The sequence below is a fragment of the Rhizobium sp. LjRoot254 genome, from assembly GCF_964254105.1.
Lineage (GTDB): Bacteria > Pseudomonadota > Alphaproteobacteria > Rhizobiales > Rhizobiaceae > Rhizobium_E.
The window spans coordinates 1,803,165-1,823,600 of the sequence record NZ_CAXUSM020000001.1 but is presented as its reverse complement, the minus strand read 5'-3'; the positions used below and the strand labels follow the sequence as shown (position 1 = coordinate 1,823,600).

The 20,436-nt window shown below is 62.5% G+C and carries 18 protein-coding genes; 12 read left to right on the top strand and 6 right to left on the bottom strand.

From position 1 onward, the window contains the following. Positions 1 to 129: 129 nt before the first annotated feature. Positions 130 to 1,785: an acyl-CoA dehydrogenase family protein gene (locus ACSQ26_RS08825; RefSeq protein ID WP_436008206.1), complete on the bottom strand. Its 1,656-nt coding sequence runs from the start codon at positions 1,783 to 1,785 to the stop codon at positions 130 to 132. 514 nt (positions 1,786 to 2,299) lie between these two features. On the opposite strand from ACSQ26_RS08825, the gene ACSQ26_RS08820 reads away from it, so the two are divergent. From ACSQ26_RS08820 to rpmG, 10 genes are all read left to right on the top strand, one after another. Continuing rightward, positions 2,300 to 3,241, top strand: a complete 942-nt coding sequence (locus ACSQ26_RS08820; RefSeq protein ID WP_436008205.1) for an aspartate carbamoyltransferase catalytic subunit — start codon at positions 2,300 to 2,302, stop codon at positions 3,239 to 3,241. After that, positions 3,238 to 4,533, top strand: a complete 1,296-nt coding sequence (locus ACSQ26_RS08815) for a dihydroorotase (RefSeq protein WP_436008204.1) — start codon at positions 3,238 to 3,240, stop codon at positions 4,531 to 4,533. Before ACSQ26_RS08820 ends, ACSQ26_RS08815 begins: the two co-directional genes overlap by 4 nt. Next, complete coding sequence (locus tag ACSQ26_RS08810; protein WP_436008203.1) at positions 4,530 to 4,775, top strand: DUF7660 family protein; 246 nt, start codon at positions 4,530 to 4,532, stop codon at positions 4,773 to 4,775. Before ACSQ26_RS08815 ends, ACSQ26_RS08810 begins: the two co-directional genes overlap by 4 nt. Before the next feature lie 24 nt (positions 4,776 to 4,799). Beyond that, positions 4,800 to 5,417 (top strand): glycerol-3-phosphate 1-O-acyltransferase PlsY, encoded by a 618-nt coding sequence (plsY, locus tag ACSQ26_RS08805; protein ID WP_436008202.1) that lies wholly within the window; start codon positions 4,800 to 4,802, stop codon positions 5,415 to 5,417. A gap of 3 nt (positions 5,418 to 5,420) precedes the next feature. Next, entirely contained in the window at positions 5,421 to 6,572 is a 1,152-nt protein-coding gene (gene dprA, locus ACSQ26_RS08800; protein WP_436008201.1) for a DNA-processing protein DprA, read from the top strand. A 509-nt stretch (positions 6,573 to 7,081) separates the two neighbouring features. Further along, on the top strand, positions 7,082 to 9,727 hold the full coding sequence (topA, locus tag ACSQ26_RS08795; RefSeq protein ID WP_436008200.1) for a type I DNA topoisomerase: 2,646 nt from the start codon (positions 7,082 to 7,084) through the stop codon (positions 9,725 to 9,727). Beyond that, positions 9,727 to 12,072: a ribonuclease R gene (rnr, locus tag ACSQ26_RS08790; RefSeq protein ID WP_436008199.1), complete on the top strand. Its 2,346-nt coding sequence runs from the start codon at positions 9,727 to 9,729 to the stop codon at positions 12,070 to 12,072. The genes topA and rnr overlap by 1 nt, the downstream gene beginning before the upstream one ends. Before the next feature lie 69 nt (positions 12,073 to 12,141). Beyond that, on the top strand, positions 12,142 to 12,567 hold the full coding sequence (locus tag ACSQ26_RS08785) for a DUF983 domain-containing protein (protein WP_436008198.1): 426 nt from the start codon (positions 12,142 to 12,144) through the stop codon (positions 12,565 to 12,567). A 141-nt stretch (positions 12,568 to 12,708) separates the two neighbouring features. Then, complete coding sequence (locus ACSQ26_RS08780) at positions 12,709 to 13,887, top strand: MFS transporter (protein WP_436008197.1); 1,179 nt, start codon at positions 12,709 to 12,711, stop codon at positions 13,885 to 13,887. A gap of 91 nt (positions 13,888 to 13,978) precedes the next feature. Beyond that, a complete protein-coding gene (gene rpmG / locus ACSQ26_RS08775) occupies positions 13,979 to 14,146 on the top strand; it encodes a 50S ribosomal protein L33 (protein WP_258162352.1) in 168 nt (55 codons plus the stop codon). Positions 14,147 to 14,214: 68 nt separating this feature from the next. Here the strand turns inward: rpmG and ACSQ26_RS08770 are convergent, their stop codons facing one another. The 5 genes from ACSQ26_RS08770 to ACSQ26_RS08750 form a co-directional block, all read right to left on the bottom strand. After that, the gene (locus ACSQ26_RS08770) at positions 14,215 to 14,904 is read right to left on the bottom strand and encodes an XdhC family protein (protein WP_436008196.1); all 690 of its coding nucleotides are present in this window, start codon (positions 14,902 to 14,904) and stop codon (positions 14,215 to 14,217) included. Beyond that, positions 14,904 to 15,230, bottom strand: a complete 327-nt coding sequence (locus ACSQ26_RS08765) for an XdhC family protein (RefSeq protein ID WP_436008195.1) — start codon at positions 15,228 to 15,230, stop codon at positions 14,904 to 14,906. The genes ACSQ26_RS08770 and ACSQ26_RS08765 overlap by 1 nt, the downstream gene beginning before the upstream one ends. 11 nt (positions 15,231 to 15,241) lie before the next feature. After that, positions 15,242 to 16,471 carry a vWA domain-containing protein gene (locus tag ACSQ26_RS08760; protein ID WP_436008194.1) on the bottom strand — a complete coding sequence of 410 codons (1,230 nt, stop codon included), beginning with the start codon at positions 16,469 to 16,471 and terminating at the stop codon, positions 15,242 to 15,244. Between the two features lie 173 nt (positions 16,472 to 16,644). Next, positions 16,645 to 17,574, bottom strand: coding sequence for an AAA family ATPase (locus tag ACSQ26_RS08755; RefSeq protein WP_436008193.1), 930 nt, complete (start codon positions 17,572 to 17,574; stop codon positions 16,645 to 16,647). A gap of 42 nt (positions 17,575 to 17,616) precedes the next feature. Further along, positions 17,617 to 18,126, bottom strand: a complete 510-nt coding sequence (locus ACSQ26_RS08750; RefSeq protein WP_436008192.1) for a flavin reductase — start codon at positions 18,124 to 18,126, stop codon at positions 17,617 to 17,619. 134 nt (positions 18,127 to 18,260) lie between these two features. Between ACSQ26_RS08750 and ACSQ26_RS08745 the strand changes: the two genes are divergently transcribed. Next, a complete protein-coding gene (locus ACSQ26_RS08745) occupies positions 18,261 to 19,340 on the top strand; it encodes a branched-chain amino acid ABC transporter substrate-binding protein (protein WP_436008191.1) in 1,080 nt (359 codons plus the stop codon). After that, positions 19,337 to 20,335, top strand: a complete 999-nt coding sequence (locus tag ACSQ26_RS08740) for a P1 family peptidase (RefSeq protein WP_436008190.1) — start codon at positions 19,337 to 19,339, stop codon at positions 20,333 to 20,335. Before ACSQ26_RS08745 ends, ACSQ26_RS08740 begins: the two co-directional genes overlap by 4 nt. The last annotated feature ends 101 nt before the right edge of the window (positions 20,336 to 20,436 follow it).

The window sequence follows — 20,436 nt, the reverse complement described above, 5'->3', positions numbered from 1 at the left end:
GAAAACGTATGTGGCCGTCCTTCGGCGGCGGCTCACCAAGCGTGAACCCATCACCGTCACTGCCTTGAAGGAAGCACGCAGGGCGCTGAATAACAAGTCATATTCGCAACAGCGCATCCAGAAAACCGGCTACTGTCCCACTGCCGGATAAAGCAGGTCCACGATAAACCGGGCATCGAAGCGCGAATCGAGCATGCCATAGGTCGAGCGCCATCCGCCCGCCAGCCGCGTCTCCAGAAACGCATCCGCGACGCGGCCCGCCCCGAGCCGCATAAGCTCGGCGGCACCTGCCGCCAGAGCCATCTGTTCCGCCAGGAACCGGGCCGATCCTTCGTCACGTTCGCATAGCGCAGCGGCTGCACGAAGCACGTCCACCATCTTGCCACCAGACGGGCCGAGGTCACGCTCGAGCATGTTGAAGACCATGTCGAACTGGTCGCGGTGGCGGGTCAGGACGCGCAGCAGGTCGAGCGCCATGACATTGCCGGAGCCCTCCCAGATCGCGTTGACCGGCGCCTCGCGATAATGCCGCGCCATCGGCCGCTCCTCGACATAACCGGAGCCGCCTAAACATTCCATCGCCTCGTAGATCAGCGCCGGCGCCAGCTTGCAGACCCAGTATTTGATAACGGGCGTCATGACACGCTGATAGGCCCGCTCCTCTTCGCTCGCCCCGGCGTTGTCGAAGGCCGAGGCCAGCCGGAAGACGAGCGCACTGGCGGCGGCGACATCGAGCGCCATGTCGGCCACGACACGCGTCATGATCGGCTGGTCGATCAGTTCCTTGCCAAACACCGACCTGCCGCGGATATGATGGATCGCCTCGGCGAGTGCGGCGCGCATGATGCCGGCCGAAGCCAGTGCGCAATCGAGCCGGGTAAGCGTCACCATTTCGAGGATCGTGCGGATGCCATGCTCGGGATCGCCGAGCAGGAAGCCGTAAGTGTCCGAGAATTCCACCTCGCTCGACGCATTCGAGCGGTTGCCGATCTTGTCCTTGAGCCGCTGGAACCTCAGCCCGTTGCGGCTGCCGTCCTCCAAGAGGCGCGGTACGAGGAAACAACCGATGCCCTCGCGGGTCTGGGCGAGCATGACGAAGGCATCGCTCATCGGCGCCGACATGAACCATTTGTGGCCATTGAGCCTGTAGATGCCCTCGCTCACTTTGTCGGCGACGGAGCGGTTGGCGCGCACATCGGTGCCGCCCTGCTTCTCGGTCATGCCCATGCCGATCGTCACGCCGGGCTTGTCCTGGGCGGGCCGGTTGTTGGAATCGTAGCGCCGCGCCGTGATCTTCGGCAACCAGCCGCGCAGCAGGCCGGGATTGGACTTGATTGCCGCAACGGATGCCGAGGTCATGGTCAACGGGCAGAGATGGCCGCATTCGAGCTGCGCGGTCAGAAAGAAGCGTATCGCGCGCGCCTGATGCGCCAGCCCCTTCTCATCTTCCTTGTCCTCCCAGATCGAGGAGGCGAGCCCGCTCGCCACCGAGCGCCGCATCAGCGCATGCCACGCCGGATGGAAATCGACCACATCGAGGCGCTCGCCCCTCGGCCCATGAGTCCTGAGCTTGGGCGTGCCCTGGTTGGCCATTCGTGCCAGTTCCTGCGCCTCGTGCGAGGTCGCATAACGGCCAACGAGCTCGAATTCCTCACGGATCGCACGCGGCATGGAGGAAGAAATATCGACCAGCAGCGGATCGGACCGATAGGCATTGATCCCCGTCCAGGGCTCCGGCTGGTTGAGTTCCTCGGGCGTCAGATCGGCGTGCAAATTCTTGTCCATGAACGCTTCTTAGGCGGATTCTCGAATGATTGCATGGGGCCGCCCTGACCCACCGCGTAATATGTGTTGAAAACGAATGTCTTGTCCATGCCGCACCGATGCCACACCGGTGCGCGCCGCCTTGCCTACGCAATCAAATGCAGTCTAGGATTGAAAAATCAGCGAAAGCAGCCAGCGCCGAGCCAGCCGGCGTGACCTGAGAAATAGGCTTCTCAGGCTGTGGCGACAGCCTCGCTGATCGAACGGAGGTGATTGCTATGTGGAGATTTCCATTCGGCATCACGCTTGAGGTAAAGAAAACCCGGACTGGCTGGCAAGTCGTTGTCCGGGTAATCTTTAATCGCTAAGCAAACGGGGGATGGGCGCAAGCCCATCTCCCACTCCGGGATAATATGATTTTCCGCAGCCGCTTTCAAGTGTGCTGGGGATCAGCCGAATTTCGCACCCGCGCTCCCTTGCTCCTCCCGCCCCAGCACCTTATAGAGCCGTGAAATACAGGCAAGGATCCCGCTCAATGGTCTTTTTTCCGCACCGCCACCTGCTTGGCATCAAGGGGCTGACGGAACAGGATATCGTCTATCTCCTTGACAAGGCCGACGAGGCAGTGAAAATTTCCCGCCAGCGGGAAAAGAAGACTTCCACGCTGCGCGGGCTCACTCAGATCAACCTCTTCTTCGAAGCATCGACGCGCACGCAGGCCTCCTTCGAGCTTGCCGGAAAACGCCTCGGCGCCGATGTTATGAACATGTCGGTCGGCAATTCCTCGGTGAAGAAGGGCGAGACCCTCATCGACACCGCGATGACGCTGAATGCCATGCGGCCGGATGTGCTGGTAATCCGCCATTCGTCGGCCGGTGCCGCCGCCCTGCTCTCCCAGAAGGTCTCCTGCGCGGTGGTCAATGCCGGCGATGGCCAGCACGAACATCCGACCCAGGCGCTGCTCGACGCGCTGACCATAAGGCGGGCGAAGGGCAAGCTGTCGCGCATCATCGTCGCGATCTGCGGCGACGTGCTGCATTCCCGCGTGGCGCGCTCCAACATACTGCTGCTGAATGCGATGGGTGCCCGCGTCCGCGTCGTGGCGCCCGCGACATTGCTGCCCACGGGCATCGCCGACATGGGCTGCGAGGTTTTTCACGACATGAAGGAGGGCCTGAAGGACGCCGACGTCGTCATGATGCTCCGCCTCCAGCGCGAGCGGATGTCCGGCGCCTTCGTGCCGTCGGTGCGGGAATATTTCCACTATTTCGGTCTCGATGCCGAAAAACTGAAAATGGCCCGGCCCGACGCGCTCGTCATGCATCCCGGCCCGATGAACCGTGGTGTCGAGATCGCCTCGGAGATCGCCGACGGCCCGCAAAGCGTCATCGGCGAACAGGTGGAAATGGGGGTCGCCGTGCGCATGGCCGTCATGGAAGCACTGCTGCTCGGCCAGAACATGGGAGAGCGGACATGACCACGACCGTCCTCCAGAACGCCCGCATCATCGACCCCTCGCGCAATCTCGACGAAATTGGCACGATCGTCATCCGCAACGGCAAGATTCTCGCATCAGGCAAAGACGCGCTGAACCAGGGTGTGCCGGAAGCCGCCATCGTCCGCGATTGCCGCAACCTCGTCGCCGTCCCCGGCCTGATCGATGCGCGAGTCTTCACCGGCGAACCGGGCGGCGAGCACCGTGAGACGATCGCCTCCGCAGGCCGCGCTGCGGCCGCCGGCGGTGTCACTTCCTTCATCATGATGCCGGACACCGATCCCGTGATCGACGACATCGCGCTGGTCGAGTTCGTGCGCAAGAATGCCCGCGATGCCTCGCCCGTCCGCATCTATCCCGCCGCCGCGCTCACCAAGGGCCTTGATAGCGACGAGATGACCGAGATCGGCCTGCTGAAGGACGCCGGCGCTGTCGCCTTCACCAATGGGCGCCATCCCTTGCACAACGCCCAGGTACTGCGCCGGGCGCTGACTTATGCACGCGAGTTCGGCGCCGTAATCTCGATGGAAACCCGCGACGAGCATCTCGGCGTCGGCGGCGTGATGAACGAGGGACTGCTCGCCTCCTGGCTCGGTCTCTCCGGCATCCCGCGCGAGGCCGAGATCATTCCGCTCGAGCGCGATCTCCGTATCGCCACGCTGACCGGCGGTCGCTATCACGCCGCGCAGATTTCCGTTCCGGGCTCGGTCGAGGCCATCAACACGGCCAAATCGCGCGGCGCCAAGGTCACCTCGGGCATCTCCATCAACAACCTGGCGCTCAACGAAAACGACATCGGCGAGTACCGTTCCTTCTTCAAACTCTATCCGCCGCTCCGCTCCGAGGACGATCGCACCGCCATGGTCGAGGCGCTCAACAAGGGCGAGATTGAGATCATCGTCTCCTCCCACGATCCGCAGGATGTCGATACCAAGCGCCTGCCTTTCGCAGAGGCCGCCGATGGCGCGGTTGGCCTTGAGACCATGCTCGCCGCCGCACTTCGCCTCCATCACGATGAATCGGTGAGCCTGATGCGGCTGATCGACGCCATGTCCTCGGCCCCCGCCCGCATCTTCGGCCTGCCCGGCGGCACGCTGAAGCCGGGCACTGCGGCCGATATCACACTGATCGACCTCGACGAACCCTGGATCTGCGTCAAGGACCAGCTTGTTTCACGCTCGAAGAACACACCTTTCGAAGATGCAAGATTCTCCGGCCGCGCCGTCGCCACTTACGTCGGCGGCGAAGAGGTTTATTCTTTGCGGGCGGAGTGATAGCCGTGAATGAGGTCAAAACACGCGATGACTTTATAGTCTTTCTCGACTCGCTTCGTTCCAGCCTTAGAGCTAACCCACACGAATGGGAAAACAGCGACCTTGGCTCCTTTCTGGAAGCGATGAAGGCTTGGACTACAGATATGGATGGATATTATGCAAACCGCGGCCTTACGCCTCCATCGGAGCCTGGTTGGCAGACCTTTGCAGACATCTTGAAAGGCGCCCGGGTTTATGAGTAAACCTTTGCCAGGGGGATTTGATTGATGGATTCATTGACGACCTGGAACATCGCGGCTTTCCCCGCGATCATTGCAGCCGTGCTCGGCTATCTCTCTGGCTCGGTGCCCTTCGGCCTGATCCTTACGCAGATGGCGGGTCTCGGCGACGTGCGCTCCATCGGCTCCGGCAATATCGGCGCGACCAATGTCCTGCGCACCGGCAACAAGGGCCTTGCCGCCGCGACGCTGCTGCTCGATGCGCTCAAGGGCACGGTCCCCGCCCTTCTCGGCACATATTTCCTCGGTGTCGAGGGCGGCGTGATCGCCGGCCTGTTCGCCTTCCTCGGCCATATCTTCCCGGTCTGGCTCGGCTTCAAGGGTGGCAAGGGCGTCGCAACCTATATCGGCGTAATGTTTGGCCTCGACTGGCGCATGGGCCTGCTTTTGCTCGCCGTCTGGATTGCAACGGCCGCAATCAGCCGCTACTCTAGCCTGTCCGCTCTGGTTGCAACCGTGGCGATCCCGGTGGTGGAGTTCTTCACCGGCGATATCAGGATCGCGGCACTGGCCGCCCTGATGTCGGTGATCGTCTGGATCAAGCATCGGGCGAATATAGAACGGCTGCTCTCGGGCGGCGAAAGCAGGATCGGCAGCAAGGGGTAGAGGTTGGAAACGAGCGCCGGTGCCAAGGGAATAGCGCTCACTGATCGCCAGCGGCTCGCCTGGCTTCGCCTCATCCGTTCCGACATTGTCGGCCCGGCAACCTTCCGCGATCTCATCAATCACTTCGGCTCGGCCGAAATGGCGCTGGAAGCCCTTCCCGAACTCTCGCGCCGGGGTGGCTCGACGCGTCCGGTGCGCGTTGCATCCCGCGAAGAAGCGCTGACAGAGCTCGATTTCGCCCACCGCTTCGGCGCACGCTTCGTCGGCATCGGCGAGCCGGATTATCCCTCCGCACTGCGCCAGGTCGAGGGCGCCCCACCGCTGATCGCGATCAAGGGCAAGGCACCGGTCCTGCGCCAGCCCTCGATCGCCATGGTCGGCGCCCGCAACTGCTCGGTGTCCGGCGCCAAGTTCGCCGCCATGCTGGCGCGCGAAATCGGCCGCGCCGGCTATTCCGTGGTGTCCGGCTTCGCGCGCGGCATCGATTCGGCAGCCCATCGTGCCAGCCTCGAAACCGGCACCATCGCCGTGTTGGCAGGTGGCCTCGACAAGCCCTACCCGCCCGAAAACGAACCGCTACTTACCGAATTCGAAGCCTCCAGCGGCCTGCTGCTGTCGGAAATGCCGTTCGGCTGGGAGCCTCGCGCCAAGGATTTCCCCCGCCGCAATCGCCTGATCGCCGGCATCGGCCTGGGTCTGGTGGTCATCGAGGCGGCGGCCCGGTCGGGCTCGCTCATCACCGCCCGCTATGCCGGAAATTTCGGTCGGCTGGTGTTCGCCGTGCCCGGCTCGCCGCTCGATCCGCGCTCGGAAGGCGCCAACGGCCTGATCAAGGACGGCGCCTCGCTGATCACCAATGCGAACGACATCATCGAGGCGATGGCCCCTGTGAGCCGCATCGATCTGTTCTCACCGCAACAGGTCAGCGAGCCGATCTACGAGGATGACAAGCCTATATCGCTGCCGCCGAGCGAAAGGGAACGGGACCTGATCGTCGATGCCCTAGGCCCCACGCCCGCCGAGATCGACGACATCATTCGCCACACCGGATTGCCGGCGCAGTCCGTCTATCTCGTGCTGCTGGAGCTAGATCTTGCCGGACGGCTTCATCGCCATGCGGGCGGCATGGTTTCGATCGACTTTGATACTGTCTGACCGGCCGCTCAGGAGATCCGTGGCTTCGGTGAATGCCATCTCCAGTAGAAAGACCAGCATCTCGGCCTTCTCCCTGCGCGCAAGGTCGGCGAGCTCTGGCAGCATCTGCTTGATATAATTGACACTTTGCAACGTCGTCGGCGGCAGGGATGTCACGGTTTCAGGCTTTCCTATCATCGCACCAACACAGCCTCGCAACGTTACGTCGAATGAATCAACCCCGGCCAATTACACGTGAACAAGTCTACCTTAATTAGTATTAATTGCAACGGGTTTTATTTCAGTCTCAGGTTGTAACGCGTTGTAGCGAAACCCAAGCCCCTGCCAAGCGTTGAGGCGATACCAATTTGTAACCGGACCGTGTTGCCCGATTGCAATAGTCGCCAAGCCAAGTCTATAAGCGCGGCCATGCCGGTGAAAACGCTTGCCATGCCGCAAACGGCTCTGAAACAATGCGCGCATACGCAAGGGACAGAGTCCGAAGGCCCTTTGGACAGAAAAAGAAGTAAATGAACGTAGTCGTCGTGGAGTCGCCCGCAAAGGCGAAAACAATCAACAAGTATCTCGGTCCTGGCTATAAGGTTCTGGCCTCTTTCGGCCATGTGCGAGACTTGCCGGCCAAGGATGGTTCAGTCCAGCCCGACAATGATTTCGCCATGTCATGGGAAATTGATCCTGCATCGCAGAAGCGCATGAACGAAATCGCCGATGCGGTGAAGAAGTCCGACGGCCTGTTCCTCGCGACCGACCCGGATCGCGAAGGCGAAGCGATTTCCTGGCATGTCCTCGATATCCTGAAGAAGAAGAAGGCGATTGGCGACAAGCCCGTCAAGCGCGTCGTCTTCAACGCCATCACAAAGAAAGCCGTGCTCGATGCCATGGCCGATCCGCGCGATATCGATGGGCCGCTGGTCGATGCCTATCTCGCCCGACGTGCGCTCGATTACCTCGTCGGCTTCAATCTCTCGCCCGTACTCTGGCGCAAGCTGCCCGGCGCCCGCTCGGCCGGCCGCGTCCAGTCGGTGGCACTGCGCCTCGTCTGCGACCGCGAAAACGAGATCGACCGCTTCATCGCCGAGGAATACTGGAATATTTCCGCACTGCTGAAGACACCGCGCAACGATGTATTCGAAGCGAGGCTCGTCAGCGCCGACGGCAAGCGGCTCACCGCGAAATCCGTCGCCAATGGCGATCACGCCGGCGACCTGAAGTCCGTTCTGGAAGGCGCGATCTATCGCGTCGACAGCGTCGAGGCCAAGCCCGTCAAGCGCAATCCCGGCCCTCCGTTCACGACCTCGACCCTGCAGCAGGCCGCTTCGTCGCGCCTCGGCTTCGATGCCTCGCGCACCATGCGCGTCGCCCAGAAGCTCTACGAGGGCTTCGATATCGGCGGCGAAGTCACCGGTCTCATCACCTATATGCGTACCGACGGCGTGCAGATCGCGCCCGAGGCGATCGACGCAGCGCGCAAGGCGATCGCCGGCCAGTTCGGCAACAATTTCCTGCCGGAGAAGCCGCGCTTCTATTCGACCAAGGCGAAGAACGCCCAGGAAGCCCATGAAGCCATCCGCCCGACCGATTTCAATCGCACGCCCGACAGCGTCCGCCAATATCTCGATGCCGACCAGTTCCGTCTCTACGACCTGATCTGGAAGCGGGGCATCGCGAGCCAGATGGCGTCCGCCGATATCGAGCGTACCACCGCCGAGATCACCGCCGAGAACGGTGCCCGTAAAGCGGGCCTGCGCGCCGTCGGCTCCGTCATCAAGTTCGACGGCTTCCTCGCCGCCTATACCGACCAGCGCGAGGAAAAAGAGGACAACGAAGCCGAGGACGAGGATGGCCGCCTGCCGGAAATCCGCGCCCAGGAAATGCTCGCCAAGGAAAAGATCAACGCCACCCAGCATTTCACCGAGCCGCCGCCGCGGTTCTCCGAAGCCACGCTGATCAAGAAGATGGAAGAGCTCGGCATCGGCCGGCCCTCCACCTATGCCTCGACGCTCGCCACTTTGCGCGACCGTGGCTACGTGACCATCGACAAGCGCAAGCTGATCCCCGATGCCAAGGGCCGCATCGTCACCGCCTTCCTGGAAAACTTCTTCAGCCGTTACGTGGAGTTCGACTTCACCGCGGCGCTCGAGGAAAAACTCGACCGTATCTCGGCCGGCGAACTGAACTGGAAGGACGTCCTGCGCGACTTCTGGACCCAGTTCTTCGCAGCGATCGAGGACACCAAGGAACTTCGCGTCACCAATATTCTCGATGCGCTCAACGAAGCGCTTGCGCCGCTGCTTTTCCCGACGCACGCCGATGGCTCCGATCCCCGCACCTGTCAGGTTTGCGGCACCGGCAAGCTGTCGCTCAAGCTCGGCAAGTACGGCGCCTTCGTCGGCTGCTCGAACTATCCGGATTGCAGCTTCACGCGCCAATTGACCTCCGACGCCAATGGTGACGACGCAGCCGCACCGATGGAAACCGTAAACCTCGGCAAGGACCCGATGACCGGCGAGGAGATGACCCTTCGCTCCGGCCGCTTCGGACCTTACGTCCAGCGGGGTGACGGCAAGGAAGCCAAGCGCGCCAGCCTGCCCAAGGGCTGGGCGCCCGATACAATCGACCATGAGAAGGCGCTCGCACTGCTTAACCTGCCGCGCGACATCGGCAAGCATCCCGAAAGCGGCAAGATGATTTCATCCGGCATCGGCCGTTACGGCCCGTTCCTGCTGCATGACGGCGCCTATGCCAATCTCGAAAGCGTCGAGGACGTGTTCTCCATCGGCCTCAACCGCGCCGTGGTGTCGATTGCCGAACACGCCGAAAAGCGCGCCAATGGCGGCCGTGGCGGCCGTTCGACGCCGGCAGCGCTCAAGGAACTCGGCGACCATCCCGATGGCGGCAAGATCACGGTCCGCGATGGCAAATACGGCCCCTATGTCAATTGGGAAAAGGTCAATGCGACGCTGCCCAAGGGCAAGGATCCGCAATCCGTGACCATGGAAGAAGCGATCACTCTGATCACGGAGCGCGCCGCCAAGGCGCCATCCGGCAAGAAGCCGCCGGCGCGCAAGGCGTCATCGGCCAAGCCGGCCGCCAAGAAGACCACCAAGGCTGCGGCCAAGCCGAAGGCGGCGGCGAAAGCGAAGAAGGCATCCTAGTGGGTAGACCACCGAAATCGAACGACAAGCGGCAGCCCGCCAGGAAACCGGCGGGCAAGCCGCCGCAGGGCATCATCCACGGCGCGGTGCCGCCGCGCGAGATCCTGCTCGAATTCATCCAAGACAATCCGGATCGCGCCTCCAAGCGCGACATCGCCAAGGCCTTCGGGCTGAAGGGCGACACCCGCATCGAACTCAAGGCGGCGCTTCGCGCCCTGGAAGACGATGGCCTGCTGCAAAAGACCCGCAAGTCGCTGACCCGCCCCGGCGCATTGCCGCCGGTCACGGTCCTCGACATCACCATGCGCGATGTCGGTGGCGAATTGATCGCACGTCCCGCCGAATGGCTGGACGAGAATGGCGTCGCACCGGCCGTGCTCATCCGCCAGTCCTCCGGCTCGGATCGTTCCAAGACCAAGGCACCGATCGCAGGCATCGGTGACCGCGTCGTCGCCAAGATCTTCCCCAACAAGGAACGCGGCGGCCCGGCCTATACGGCCCGTATCATCAAGATCATCGACAAGCGCAAGACCGCCGCCCTCGGCGTCTTCCGCGAAATGGACGGCGGCGCCGGCCGCATCATGCCGATCGAAAAGCGCGGCATGGAAATGGATGTCGATCCGGAATTCCGCGGCGATGCCAAGGACGGCGACCTGGTGGAGATTGAGACCGCCCGCACGGGCCGTTTCGGCCTGCCGCGCGCCAAGGTGCTCTCCGTCGTCGGCTCCGTCTCGTCGGAAAAGGCGATCTCGATGATCGCCATCCATGCCCATGGCATCCCCTATATTTTCCCGCCTGGTGTGATCAAGGAGGCGGATGCCGCCGGTGCCGCCGACATGTCGCACCGCAAGGACTGGCGGGACATGCCGCTAATCACCATCGATCCGCATGACGCCAAGGACCATGACGACGCCGTCTATGCCGAACCCGACCCTTCGCCCGACAACCCCGGCGGTGTCATCGTCGTCGTCGCGATCGCCGACGTCTCATATTATGTGCGCTCCGGTTCGGCTCTCGACCGCGAAGCGCTGAAGCGTGGCAACTCGGTCTATTTCCCCGATCGCGTCGTGCCGATGCTGCCCGAGCGCATCTCCAACGATCTCTGCTCGCTCAAGGAAGGCGTCGATCGCCCAGCGCTGGCCGTCCGCATGGTGTTCTCGAAGGAGGGCCGCAAGGCGTCCCACACCTTCCATCGCATCATGATGAAGAGTGCCGCAAAACTCTCCTACCAGCAGGCGCAAGCCGCCATAGACGGCAAGCCCGACGACAAGACCAGCCCGCTGCTCGAGCCGATCCTCAGGCCGCTCTGGGACGCCTATGCCAAGCTCAAGGCCGGTCGCGGCAAGCGCCAGCCGCTCGAACTCGACATGCCCGAGCGCAAGATACTCCTCAAGCCAGACGGCACCGTGGACCGGGTCCATGTGCCGCCCCGCCTCGATGCCCACAAGCTCATCGAGGAGATGATGATCCAGGCCAATGTCGCCGCCGCCGAGACGCTGGAACAGAAGAAACAGATGCTGATCTACCGCGTCCACGACGCGCCGTCGCTCGCCAAGCAGGAAACGCTGCGCGAATTCCTCGGCACGCTCGAAATGTCGCTGGCCCACGGCAACCTGCGTTCCAACCATTTCAATCAGATCCTCGAAAAGGTCGACGGCAAGCCCTACCAGACCATGGTCAACGAGATGGTGCTGCGCTCGCAGAGCCAGGCGATCTACAGCCCCGAGAATATCGGCCATTTCGGCCTCAATCTCCTGCGCTACGCCCACTTCACCTCGCCCATCCGCCGTTATGCCGACCTGATCGTCCATCGCGCGCTGGTCGCGTCGCTAGGCCTCGGCGCCGGCGGGCTGACGGCGGAGGAAGAGGGCCAGCTCGACGACATCGCCGCCGAGATCTCCACCTTCGAGCGCCGCGCCATGGCCGCCGAGCGCGAGACCGTCGATCGCCTGATCGCCCATCATCTGGTGGGCCGCATCGGCGAGGAGTTCGACGGCCGCGTCTCCGGCGTCACCAGGTCAGGACTATTTGTCTCACTGCCCGACTATGGCGCCGACGGCTTCGTTCCCATATCTACACTGGGTAGCGATTACTTCATCTTCGATGAGGCGCATATGGCCCTGACCGGCGAAAGATCCGGCCTCGGCTTCCGGCTGGGCGACACGCTCCGGGTTAAGCTCGTCGATGCCGTTCCGCTTGCCGGCGCGCTCCGTTTTGAAGTCATCAGCGAAGGGCGCAAACTGCCGACGGCAACGCGCTCGTTCCACAAGGCCACCAGGCGCCCCAACCGCGCGCCCCCGGCCAAAAAGCCGGGAACCCGGCCGCCGCGCGGGCGCAAGAGGTGAAACCTTCCACCCCTGACGCCATTCAATCATGAAGGTGCCAGGACGGATATGATGCAGGCCCAACCGACAATGCCCATTGAATGGAAGAACCCGGAAACGGGAACCGAAAAGCGTGACCTCGCGACCGCGATCAAGCGCGGCCTGCTCTGCCGCTGCCCGAATTGCGGCGAAGGCAAGCTGTTCGGCAAGTATTTGAAGCCCGTCGATCACTGCGCCGTCTGCGGCGAGGACTATACCCACCAGCGCGCGGACGACCTGCCCGCCTATCTCTCGATCGTTCTGGTCGGCCATATCGTGGTCGGCGGTTTCATGATGACCGACCTAGTCTGGACGCTGTCGAACTGGGTCCATCTCTCGATCTGGACGCCGCTCACGGTTCTTCTTGCACTCGCCACGATCCAGCCGATCAAGGGCGCCGTCATCGGATTGCAATGGGCGGCACGTATGCATGGATTCGGCGGCAAGGAGCCGGAACCTGAAGATCGTTTAAGCTGAGGAAGTCCGCGGGCAAGCGCCAAAAACTTGCGGTAATTTCCAATGCGGCCATTGAAATCCCTGCCCGGCACGTCTTTATAGCGAGTGCCGGGGGGACCATTTGCCCGGACCGATTTGGGCGAATGACGAAAAGAGTATTGAATGACTGATCAGAGGTCTGTGCAGACCGAAGATTCCATACACTGGCCATCGCTGATCGCTGCCATATCGGCCATCAGTGCCGTGGGGATCGCCATCGGGCTGGGCCTGCCGCTTCTGTCGATCCTGTTGGAAAAGCGCGGTATTTCGTCGAGTCTCACCGGGCTCAACACCGCCATGGCCGGCATCGCCGCCATGATCGCAGCCCCCATCACCACACGAGTCGCGCACAATATCGGCGTCGCACCGGCCATGCTCTGGGCCGTGTTGATATCCGCCGTCAGCGCACTCGGCTTCTATTACATCGAGAATTTCTGGGCCTGGTTTCCGCTTCGCATCGTCTTCCATGGCGCGATCACGGCGCTGTTCATTCTCTCCGAGTTCTGGATCAACGTCGCGGCCTCACCCGAGCGACGCGGGCTCATCCTCGGCATCTATGCAACGGTCCTGTCCATTGGTTTTGCAGCAGGAAACGTGATCTTCTCGGCTGTCGGTTCCGAAGGCTTCATGCCGTTCGGGATCGGCGCTTCGATCATCCTCGTCGCGGCCATACCGATCTTTCTCGCGCGCCATGAGAGCCCCGAGCTCGATGAAAAGCCGATGGGCCATTTCCTGCGCTATCTGCTGCTGGTGCCCACCGCAAGCGCCGCCGTCTTCGTCTTCGGCGCCGTGGAGGCCGGCGGCATGGCGCTGTTTCCGCTCTACGCCACGCGCGAAGGCTTTTCCGAAGCGCAGTCAGGCATCCTCTTGAGTACGATGGCAATCGGCAACGTGATCTTCCAGATCCCCGTCGGCATGCTGTCGGACCGGCTGAAAGATCGCCGCGCGCTGCTTACCGTCATCGGCATCGTCGGCTTGATCGGTTCGGTCCTGCTGCCCTTCGTGACCCATGACTGGCGCATCTTCTCGGTGCTGCTGCTGTTCTTCGGCGGCGCGATCGCCGGGCTCTATACGGTTGGCCTGAGCCATCTCGGTTCGCGATTCCGTGGCGGCGAACTCGCGGCTGCCAATGCCGCCTTCATCTTTTCCTATGCCGTCGGTACTGTTGCCGGTCCGCAGGCTATCGGCACCGCCATGGATCTCTTCGGCAAGGACGGCTATCCTTGGTCAATCACCGGCTTCTTTGTGCTGTTTGTCGTTTTTGCCCTTACACGCCTGTTTTTCCACCCCAGGAAGACTTGACTTTTGCCGCCCGATGCGTAGTTTCCGCGCAAATTCGCCGTGGCCGGTCAAAGGATTCCACGGCGTCTCTTTTTTATAAGGCAGGACGACCATGGCGAAAGCGACCACGATCAAGATCAAGCTCCTCTCGACGGCTGACACCGGCACGTTCTACGTGACCACCAAGAACAGCCGCACGATGACGGAAAAAATGACCAAGACCAAGTATGACCCGGTCGTGCGCAAGCATGTCGAGTTCAAGGAAACCAAGATCAAGTAATTCTTGATCTGAGGTTTTAGGGTTTCCAAAAGCGCGCCGGTGAAATGCCGGCGCGCTTTTCGTTTTGCCTATGACTTGAGTTCGCGCTTCCTGAATGCCTGGATGATCGCGCCCAGCACCGCAACGGCAATCTCAGCCGGGCTCTGCGCGCCGATATCAAGGCCGATGGGCGCGTCTATACGCGCGATCTGCTCGTCAGTGATGCCCAACGCTAGCAGGCGCTCCACGCGCTTCGCATGCGTCTTCCGGCTGCCGAGCGCCCCGACATAGAAGCACTCGGTCCTCAGTGCCTCGGCGATCGGAAAGTCGTCGATCTTCGGATCATGCGTCACCGCCACCAGCGCGGTATAGGCGTCGAGCGGCGCGTCCTTCAGCACATCCTCCGGCCAGTCGGCGACCAGTTCGACGCCCTCGAATCGCTCCTCGGTGGCGAATGCCGTGCGGGGATCGATCATCCTGAGGTCGAAGCCCGCGACATCGGCCATCCGCGCCAAGGCCTGCGAAATATGGACGGCGCCGATCACCGCGATTCTCGGCGGCGGCACATGGACGTTGAGGAACAGCCGCTTTCCTTCGAGTTCCACCAGTCCCGACTTGCCGGACCGGAACGCTTTCTCCACCACCTCGCGCAAAGTCTCCGGCACGCTTTCGCCCTCACGCACCAATGTGCTCGTGCCATCGCCGAGATCGGTGATCAGCAGCGCCGCACACCGCACGCGACGAGCCTCATTGAGTGCAACCAGATCCGCGCCGCGCATCAGGCGATCTTCTCGACATAGACCGCAATCCGCCCGCCGCAGGAAAGCCCCACGCGCCATGCCGTCTCGTCTGCAACGCCGAATTCCAGCATCTTCGGCGCACCCGATGTGATGACATCGATCGCCTCGGAAATTACCGCCCCCTCGACGCAGCCGCCGGACACCGAGCCCTCGAAATTGCCTTCACTGTCGATCACCAGATGGCTGCCCACCGGGCGCGGCGCCGAGCCCCAGGTTTCGATGACAGTGGCAAGCGCCACGTCGCGGCCCTGCCCTTTCCAGGCTTCGGCTATGTCGAGCGGATCGCGCAATTCGGTCTTGTTCATATCGGCCTCCTTCAGAGGTAGCGGCGGGGATCGGCATCGCGGGCACGGCCCGCGGCCAGCGCCTTCGCCAGATCGCCTATGGCCTGTAGATTGTGCACGGAGCGCAATTCGTCAACATGCGGCAGCATGGCGCGCACACCGCGCGCCCTGGCCTCGAAGCCATCGAAGCGCAGCAGCGGATTGAGCCAGACCAGCCTGCGGCACGAGCGGTGCAGCCGATCGGTCTCGTGGGCCAGCAGCGCCGCGTCGTCGCGCTCCAGCCCGTCGGTGATCAGCAGCACGACGGCGCCCTGCGACAGCACGCGCCGCGACCACAGCCTGTTGAACTCCTTGAGCGTCTCGCCGATCCGCGTGCCGCCCGACCAGTCCTTGACACTATCGGTGCACATCGCAATCGCCTCATCGGGATCGCGATGCCGCATCGCCCGCGTCACATTGGTCAGCCGCGTGCCGAACAGGAACGTATGCACCCGCCGGCGCTTCTCCGTAAGCACATGCATGAAATGCAGGAAGATCCGCGTATACTGGCTCATCGACCCCGAAATATCGGCGATGATCACCAGCGGCGGATGGATTTGCCGGCGCCGGCGCCACTTCGGCAGAATCAGCGCCCCGCCGGTCTTCATGGCGGCACGCAATGTGGCCCGTGTGTCAATGCGACCTGGCAAAGACGCTGCCTCGTAACGGCGCGTCCGCACCATGTCCATCGGCAGGATGAGGCGCTCGAGCTCGCGCCGCGCCTCGCCGAGTTCCGCCGCGGTCATCTGCGCGAAATCGGTGCGGCGAAAGACCTCGCGTTCGGAGACCGAGAATCGCGCATCGATCTCGATCTGCTCTTTCTCGTGCTGGCGCTCGGGTCGTTCGGCGAAGAGCGCTTCCGATACACGCGCCGCAGCCGCCGTTGGTTTCCGCTTCTCGCCAATGTCGGGCGTCATCCGCGACAGCATCTGGATCAGCTTCTGCTCGAAATCGCGCGGCCGCCAGAAGACGTTGAACGCCTCGTCGAACACGGCCCTGTCCTCGTGCCGCTTGACGAAATTGCAGAACAGCGCCGTATAGAATTCCTCGCGCGAGCCCACCCCGATCATATCGATGGCCTCGATCGCATCCTTGATCGCACCGGGACCGATTTTCAGCCCGGCACGGCGCAGCACCCGGCCGAAATACACGACATTGTCGGCGAAACGACCGTCGGAAGGCTGGGTAGGATTTATCCCGGCACTCGCTTCGCCAACGTTCATGATCTGCCCCTCACCCTAACCCTCTCCCCGTGAAGGACGGGGAGAGGGGACGCAGGAGACGCCACGACGCGTTAGAGGCACCGGCAGTGCCACGAGTCCCTTCTCCCCGTTCTCACGGGGAGAAGATGCCGGCAGGCAGATGAGGGGCAAAGCCAAGACCTGCACCATCAAATTCATCCCACTGCCCTGAGCTCGGCCTTCACAGCATCGAGCGCCTGCCGCCCCTCGGAACCCTGAATGCGGGCAATGTCGTCCTGATACTTCAGCAGCGCGCCGACCGTGTCGGAAATCGTCTCGGGGTCGAGGGCCACCCGATCAAGTTCGGTCAGCGCGGTGGCCCAGTCGATGGACTCGGCGATGCCGGGATTCTTGAACAGGTCGAGCCGCCGCAGCTTCTGCACGTAGGCGACGATTTCCTCGCTCAGCCGCTCGCTGCATCCGGGCACCTTGCGGCGGATGATCTCGAGTTCCAGGTCGGCCGCGGGATAATCGACCCAGTGGTAAAGGCAGCGGCGCTTCAGCGCGTCATGCACCTCGCGGGTGCGGTTGGTGGTGATGATGACGATCGGCGGCTCGGCGGCCTTGATCGTACCGAGTTCGGGAATGGTGACCTGGAAATCGGAGAGGATTTCCAGCAGGAACGCCTCGAAGGCCTCGTCGGTGCGATCAAGCTCATCGATCAGAAACACCGGCGCGCCGCCTGCCGATGACGAGAGCGCCTGCAGCACCGGCCGCCGGATCAGATGCTTCTCCGAGAACAGATCGCCTTCCAACCGCGCGCGGTCAGTCACGCCTTCGGCTTCGGCGAGCCGGATCTCCAGCATCTGGGCGGGATAATTCCACTCATAGACCGCCGAGGAAACGTCGAGCCCCTCGTAGCATTGCAGCCGTATCAGGTCGCGTCCCAGTGCCGTCGCAAGCACCTTGGCGATCTCGGTCTTGCCGACGCCGGCGTCGCCTTCGAGGAAGAGCGGCCGCTTGAGCTTCAAGGCGAGATAAACCACCGTCGCCAGCGACCGGCCGGCCAGGTAGTCATGCGCTTCGAGCAGCGCAATCGTCTCGTCTATCGATTGGGGTAGTGATGACTTCGAAGGTTCCGGCATAGGCACTCCAGGGAGCCATAAGCCGGCTCCATCCGGGCGACTCTATAATGTGCGGTACGACCGGTCCATATAGACAAGCGCCGGATTTTGCCCGCCGAGTCGCAAGGCTGCGACTTCGCCGACCACGATCGTGTGGGTCGACTGCGGTATCATATTGACGACCCGGCAGTCGTAGGTGGCGATCGCATCGACAAGCGCGGGCGCGCCGGTGACCAGCGTATCCCAGTTGCCATGCCCAAACCGCTCGTCCATCGTCAGCTTTTCCAGGCCTGAAAAGGCATGGCTCAACGCCTGGTGATGGAAGGCAAGCGAATTGAGCGCGAAAATGCCGCTCTCGAAGAAGATACGGTTCTTCTCGTTATGGTGATTGAGGCAGACGAGCACCGTCGGCGGGCTGTCGGAAACGCTGCAGGCGGCGGTCACGGCCAAGCCGCGGCGCTCGCCGTTGAACGCAGTGGTGACCAACTGCACATGACCCGCATAACGCGCCATGGCATCGCGATAGAGTTTCCCGTCGGCCACCGACAGTTCCGCCAGATTCCGCTTCAGCATGTAGCTCCTATATAGGCAAACAATTGAAAAAGTCGAAATCAGGTTGCGTCAAATTTTAGGGAAATGCGACAAAACCGGTAATCCGCCTTGCGGATGGTCAAATCACCGCTACATTCGCCGGCAATGATGATGGAATGACCATGAAACTGCGCTACGCCCTCGCCTGCCTCCTCCTCGCTGCCGCGCCCCAGGCCGGGTTCGCGGCCGAGCCCCGGATCGCCGTCGTCGCGCCGATGTCGGGCAATCTCCAGATCCTCGGCGACCAGATCAGGCTCGGCGCCGTGCAGGCCGCCGACGGCAAGGCGGAGATCGTCACCATCGACGAGACCTGCACCGAAAAATCCGGACCGTCGATTGCCGAACAGATCAGGCAAGCGAATGCCGTCGCTGCGATCGGCTTTCTCTGCGTCGATTCGCTGGATGGCGGATTGCCCATTCTCGCCGAAGCAAAAATCCCGGCAATCACGCTCTCCGTCCGTTCGCCGGTGCTGATGGAGGATTCGCTGAAGAAGGGGTGGCCGTTCTTCCGGCTGGCGCCCTCGACTTCAGCCGAACGCGACATGATCGTCCAGGAAATCTTTGCGCAGTGGAAGGACAAGCCCTTCGCACTACTCGACGACGGCACGATCATGAGCCGGGAAATGATCGACAATGTCAGGCAGGCCCTCGAGCAGAAGGGCATGAAAGCCGCCTTCATCGATAATTTCCGCCCCGCGCAGGAGGTCCAGACACAGCTGATCCGCCGCCTCGCCAAGGCTGGCATCACCCATGTCTTCGCCGCCTCCGACCGCAACGATATGTCTGTTATGGCTCGCGATGCGAAGGCAGCGAAAATCAACCTGACCTTCATGGGCGGCGATGCGCTCAACGGCACCAACCAGCCGGTGCCGCTGGAGCCCGGCACCTTCGCAGTGACCCTTCCGGACCCGCAAACGATTGCCAGTGCCAAGCCCGTTGTCGAGATAATCCAACAGCAGAAGAAAAGCGCCGAAGGTTATGTTCTACCTTCATATTCCGCTATCACCATAATCCTCGACGCAAACGAGATCGCATCCGGCAGCGGTGCGCCATTGGCCGATGCACTGTCCAATACACCGTTTGAAACACCCATCGGCGAAGTCCGCTTCAACAAGAACCACGAGCTTTCGACCAATCCCTTCCGGATGCTGGTCTGGGATGGCGATGCCTTCGTTCTGCCGCCGGTGACCGAGTGAAACCGGGACCGAAAAACCTCATCACCGATGTCGGCGGCCTGACCGTCGGCAATGCCGAGGATCGGGCACTGAAATCCGGCGTCACGGTGGTGGTCTGCGATTCCGCCGCCACGGCTGCTGTCCACGTCATGGGCGGAGCGCCCGGCACCCGCGAGACCGACCTGCTCGAACCCCACAATACCGTGCAGGCGGTCGATGCAGTGTTTCTCTCCGGCGGCTCTGCCTTCGGGCTCGATGCCGGTTCGGGCGTCCAGGCCGCCTTGCGCGAGGCGGGTCGCGGCTTCCAGGTCGGTCCCGTCCGGGTGCCGATCGTGCCGGGCGCCATCCTGTTCGACCTCATCAATGGCGGCAACAAGGACTGGGGGCGCTATCCGCCCTATCGCGATCTCGGCTTCGATGCCGTGCAGAACGCTGCTCGCGATTTCGCGCTCGGCTCGCATGGCGCGGGCACCGGCGCACTGACGGCGGGGCTGAAAGGCGGCCTCGGCTCGGCATCGACCCTGCTGTCGAACGGCGTGACGATCGGCGCGCTGGCGGCAGTCAATGCACTCGGCTCCGTCACCTATGGCAGTTCCCCCCATTTCCGCGCTGCGGCTTTCGAAATCGGCGACGAGTTTGGCGGCCTCGGCCTACCCCATCCCCTGCCCAACGACGCCAGCGACATCATCACCAAGATGAATCTCGGCCAGCCCCGGCAAGCCAATACGACGATCACGGTCATCGCCACCGATGCCGTGCTTTCCAAGGCCGAGTGCAAGCGGCTCGCGGTCGTTGCCCATGATGGCTTCGCCCACTCGATCTGGCCGTCGCATACGCCGATGGATGGCGATATCGTCTTCGCCCTCGCCACCGGCACTTCGGGCAAGACGATCGATGTCGCGGATTTCGTCACCCTCTGCGCGAGCGCCGTCTCCACCATGGCCCGCGCCATCGCCCGCGGCGTTTATTCAGCGCAAGCAGAATCGGGTGACGTGATGCCGGTATGGAAGGCATGAAGCGCGCGCAACCGTCTCGGTAAGCGGCCATTAAGCCTGTTTCCAGCACATTTTCCGAAATTAACGCGATATCAAATCACATCCGGCAGCGTCACTTCGAC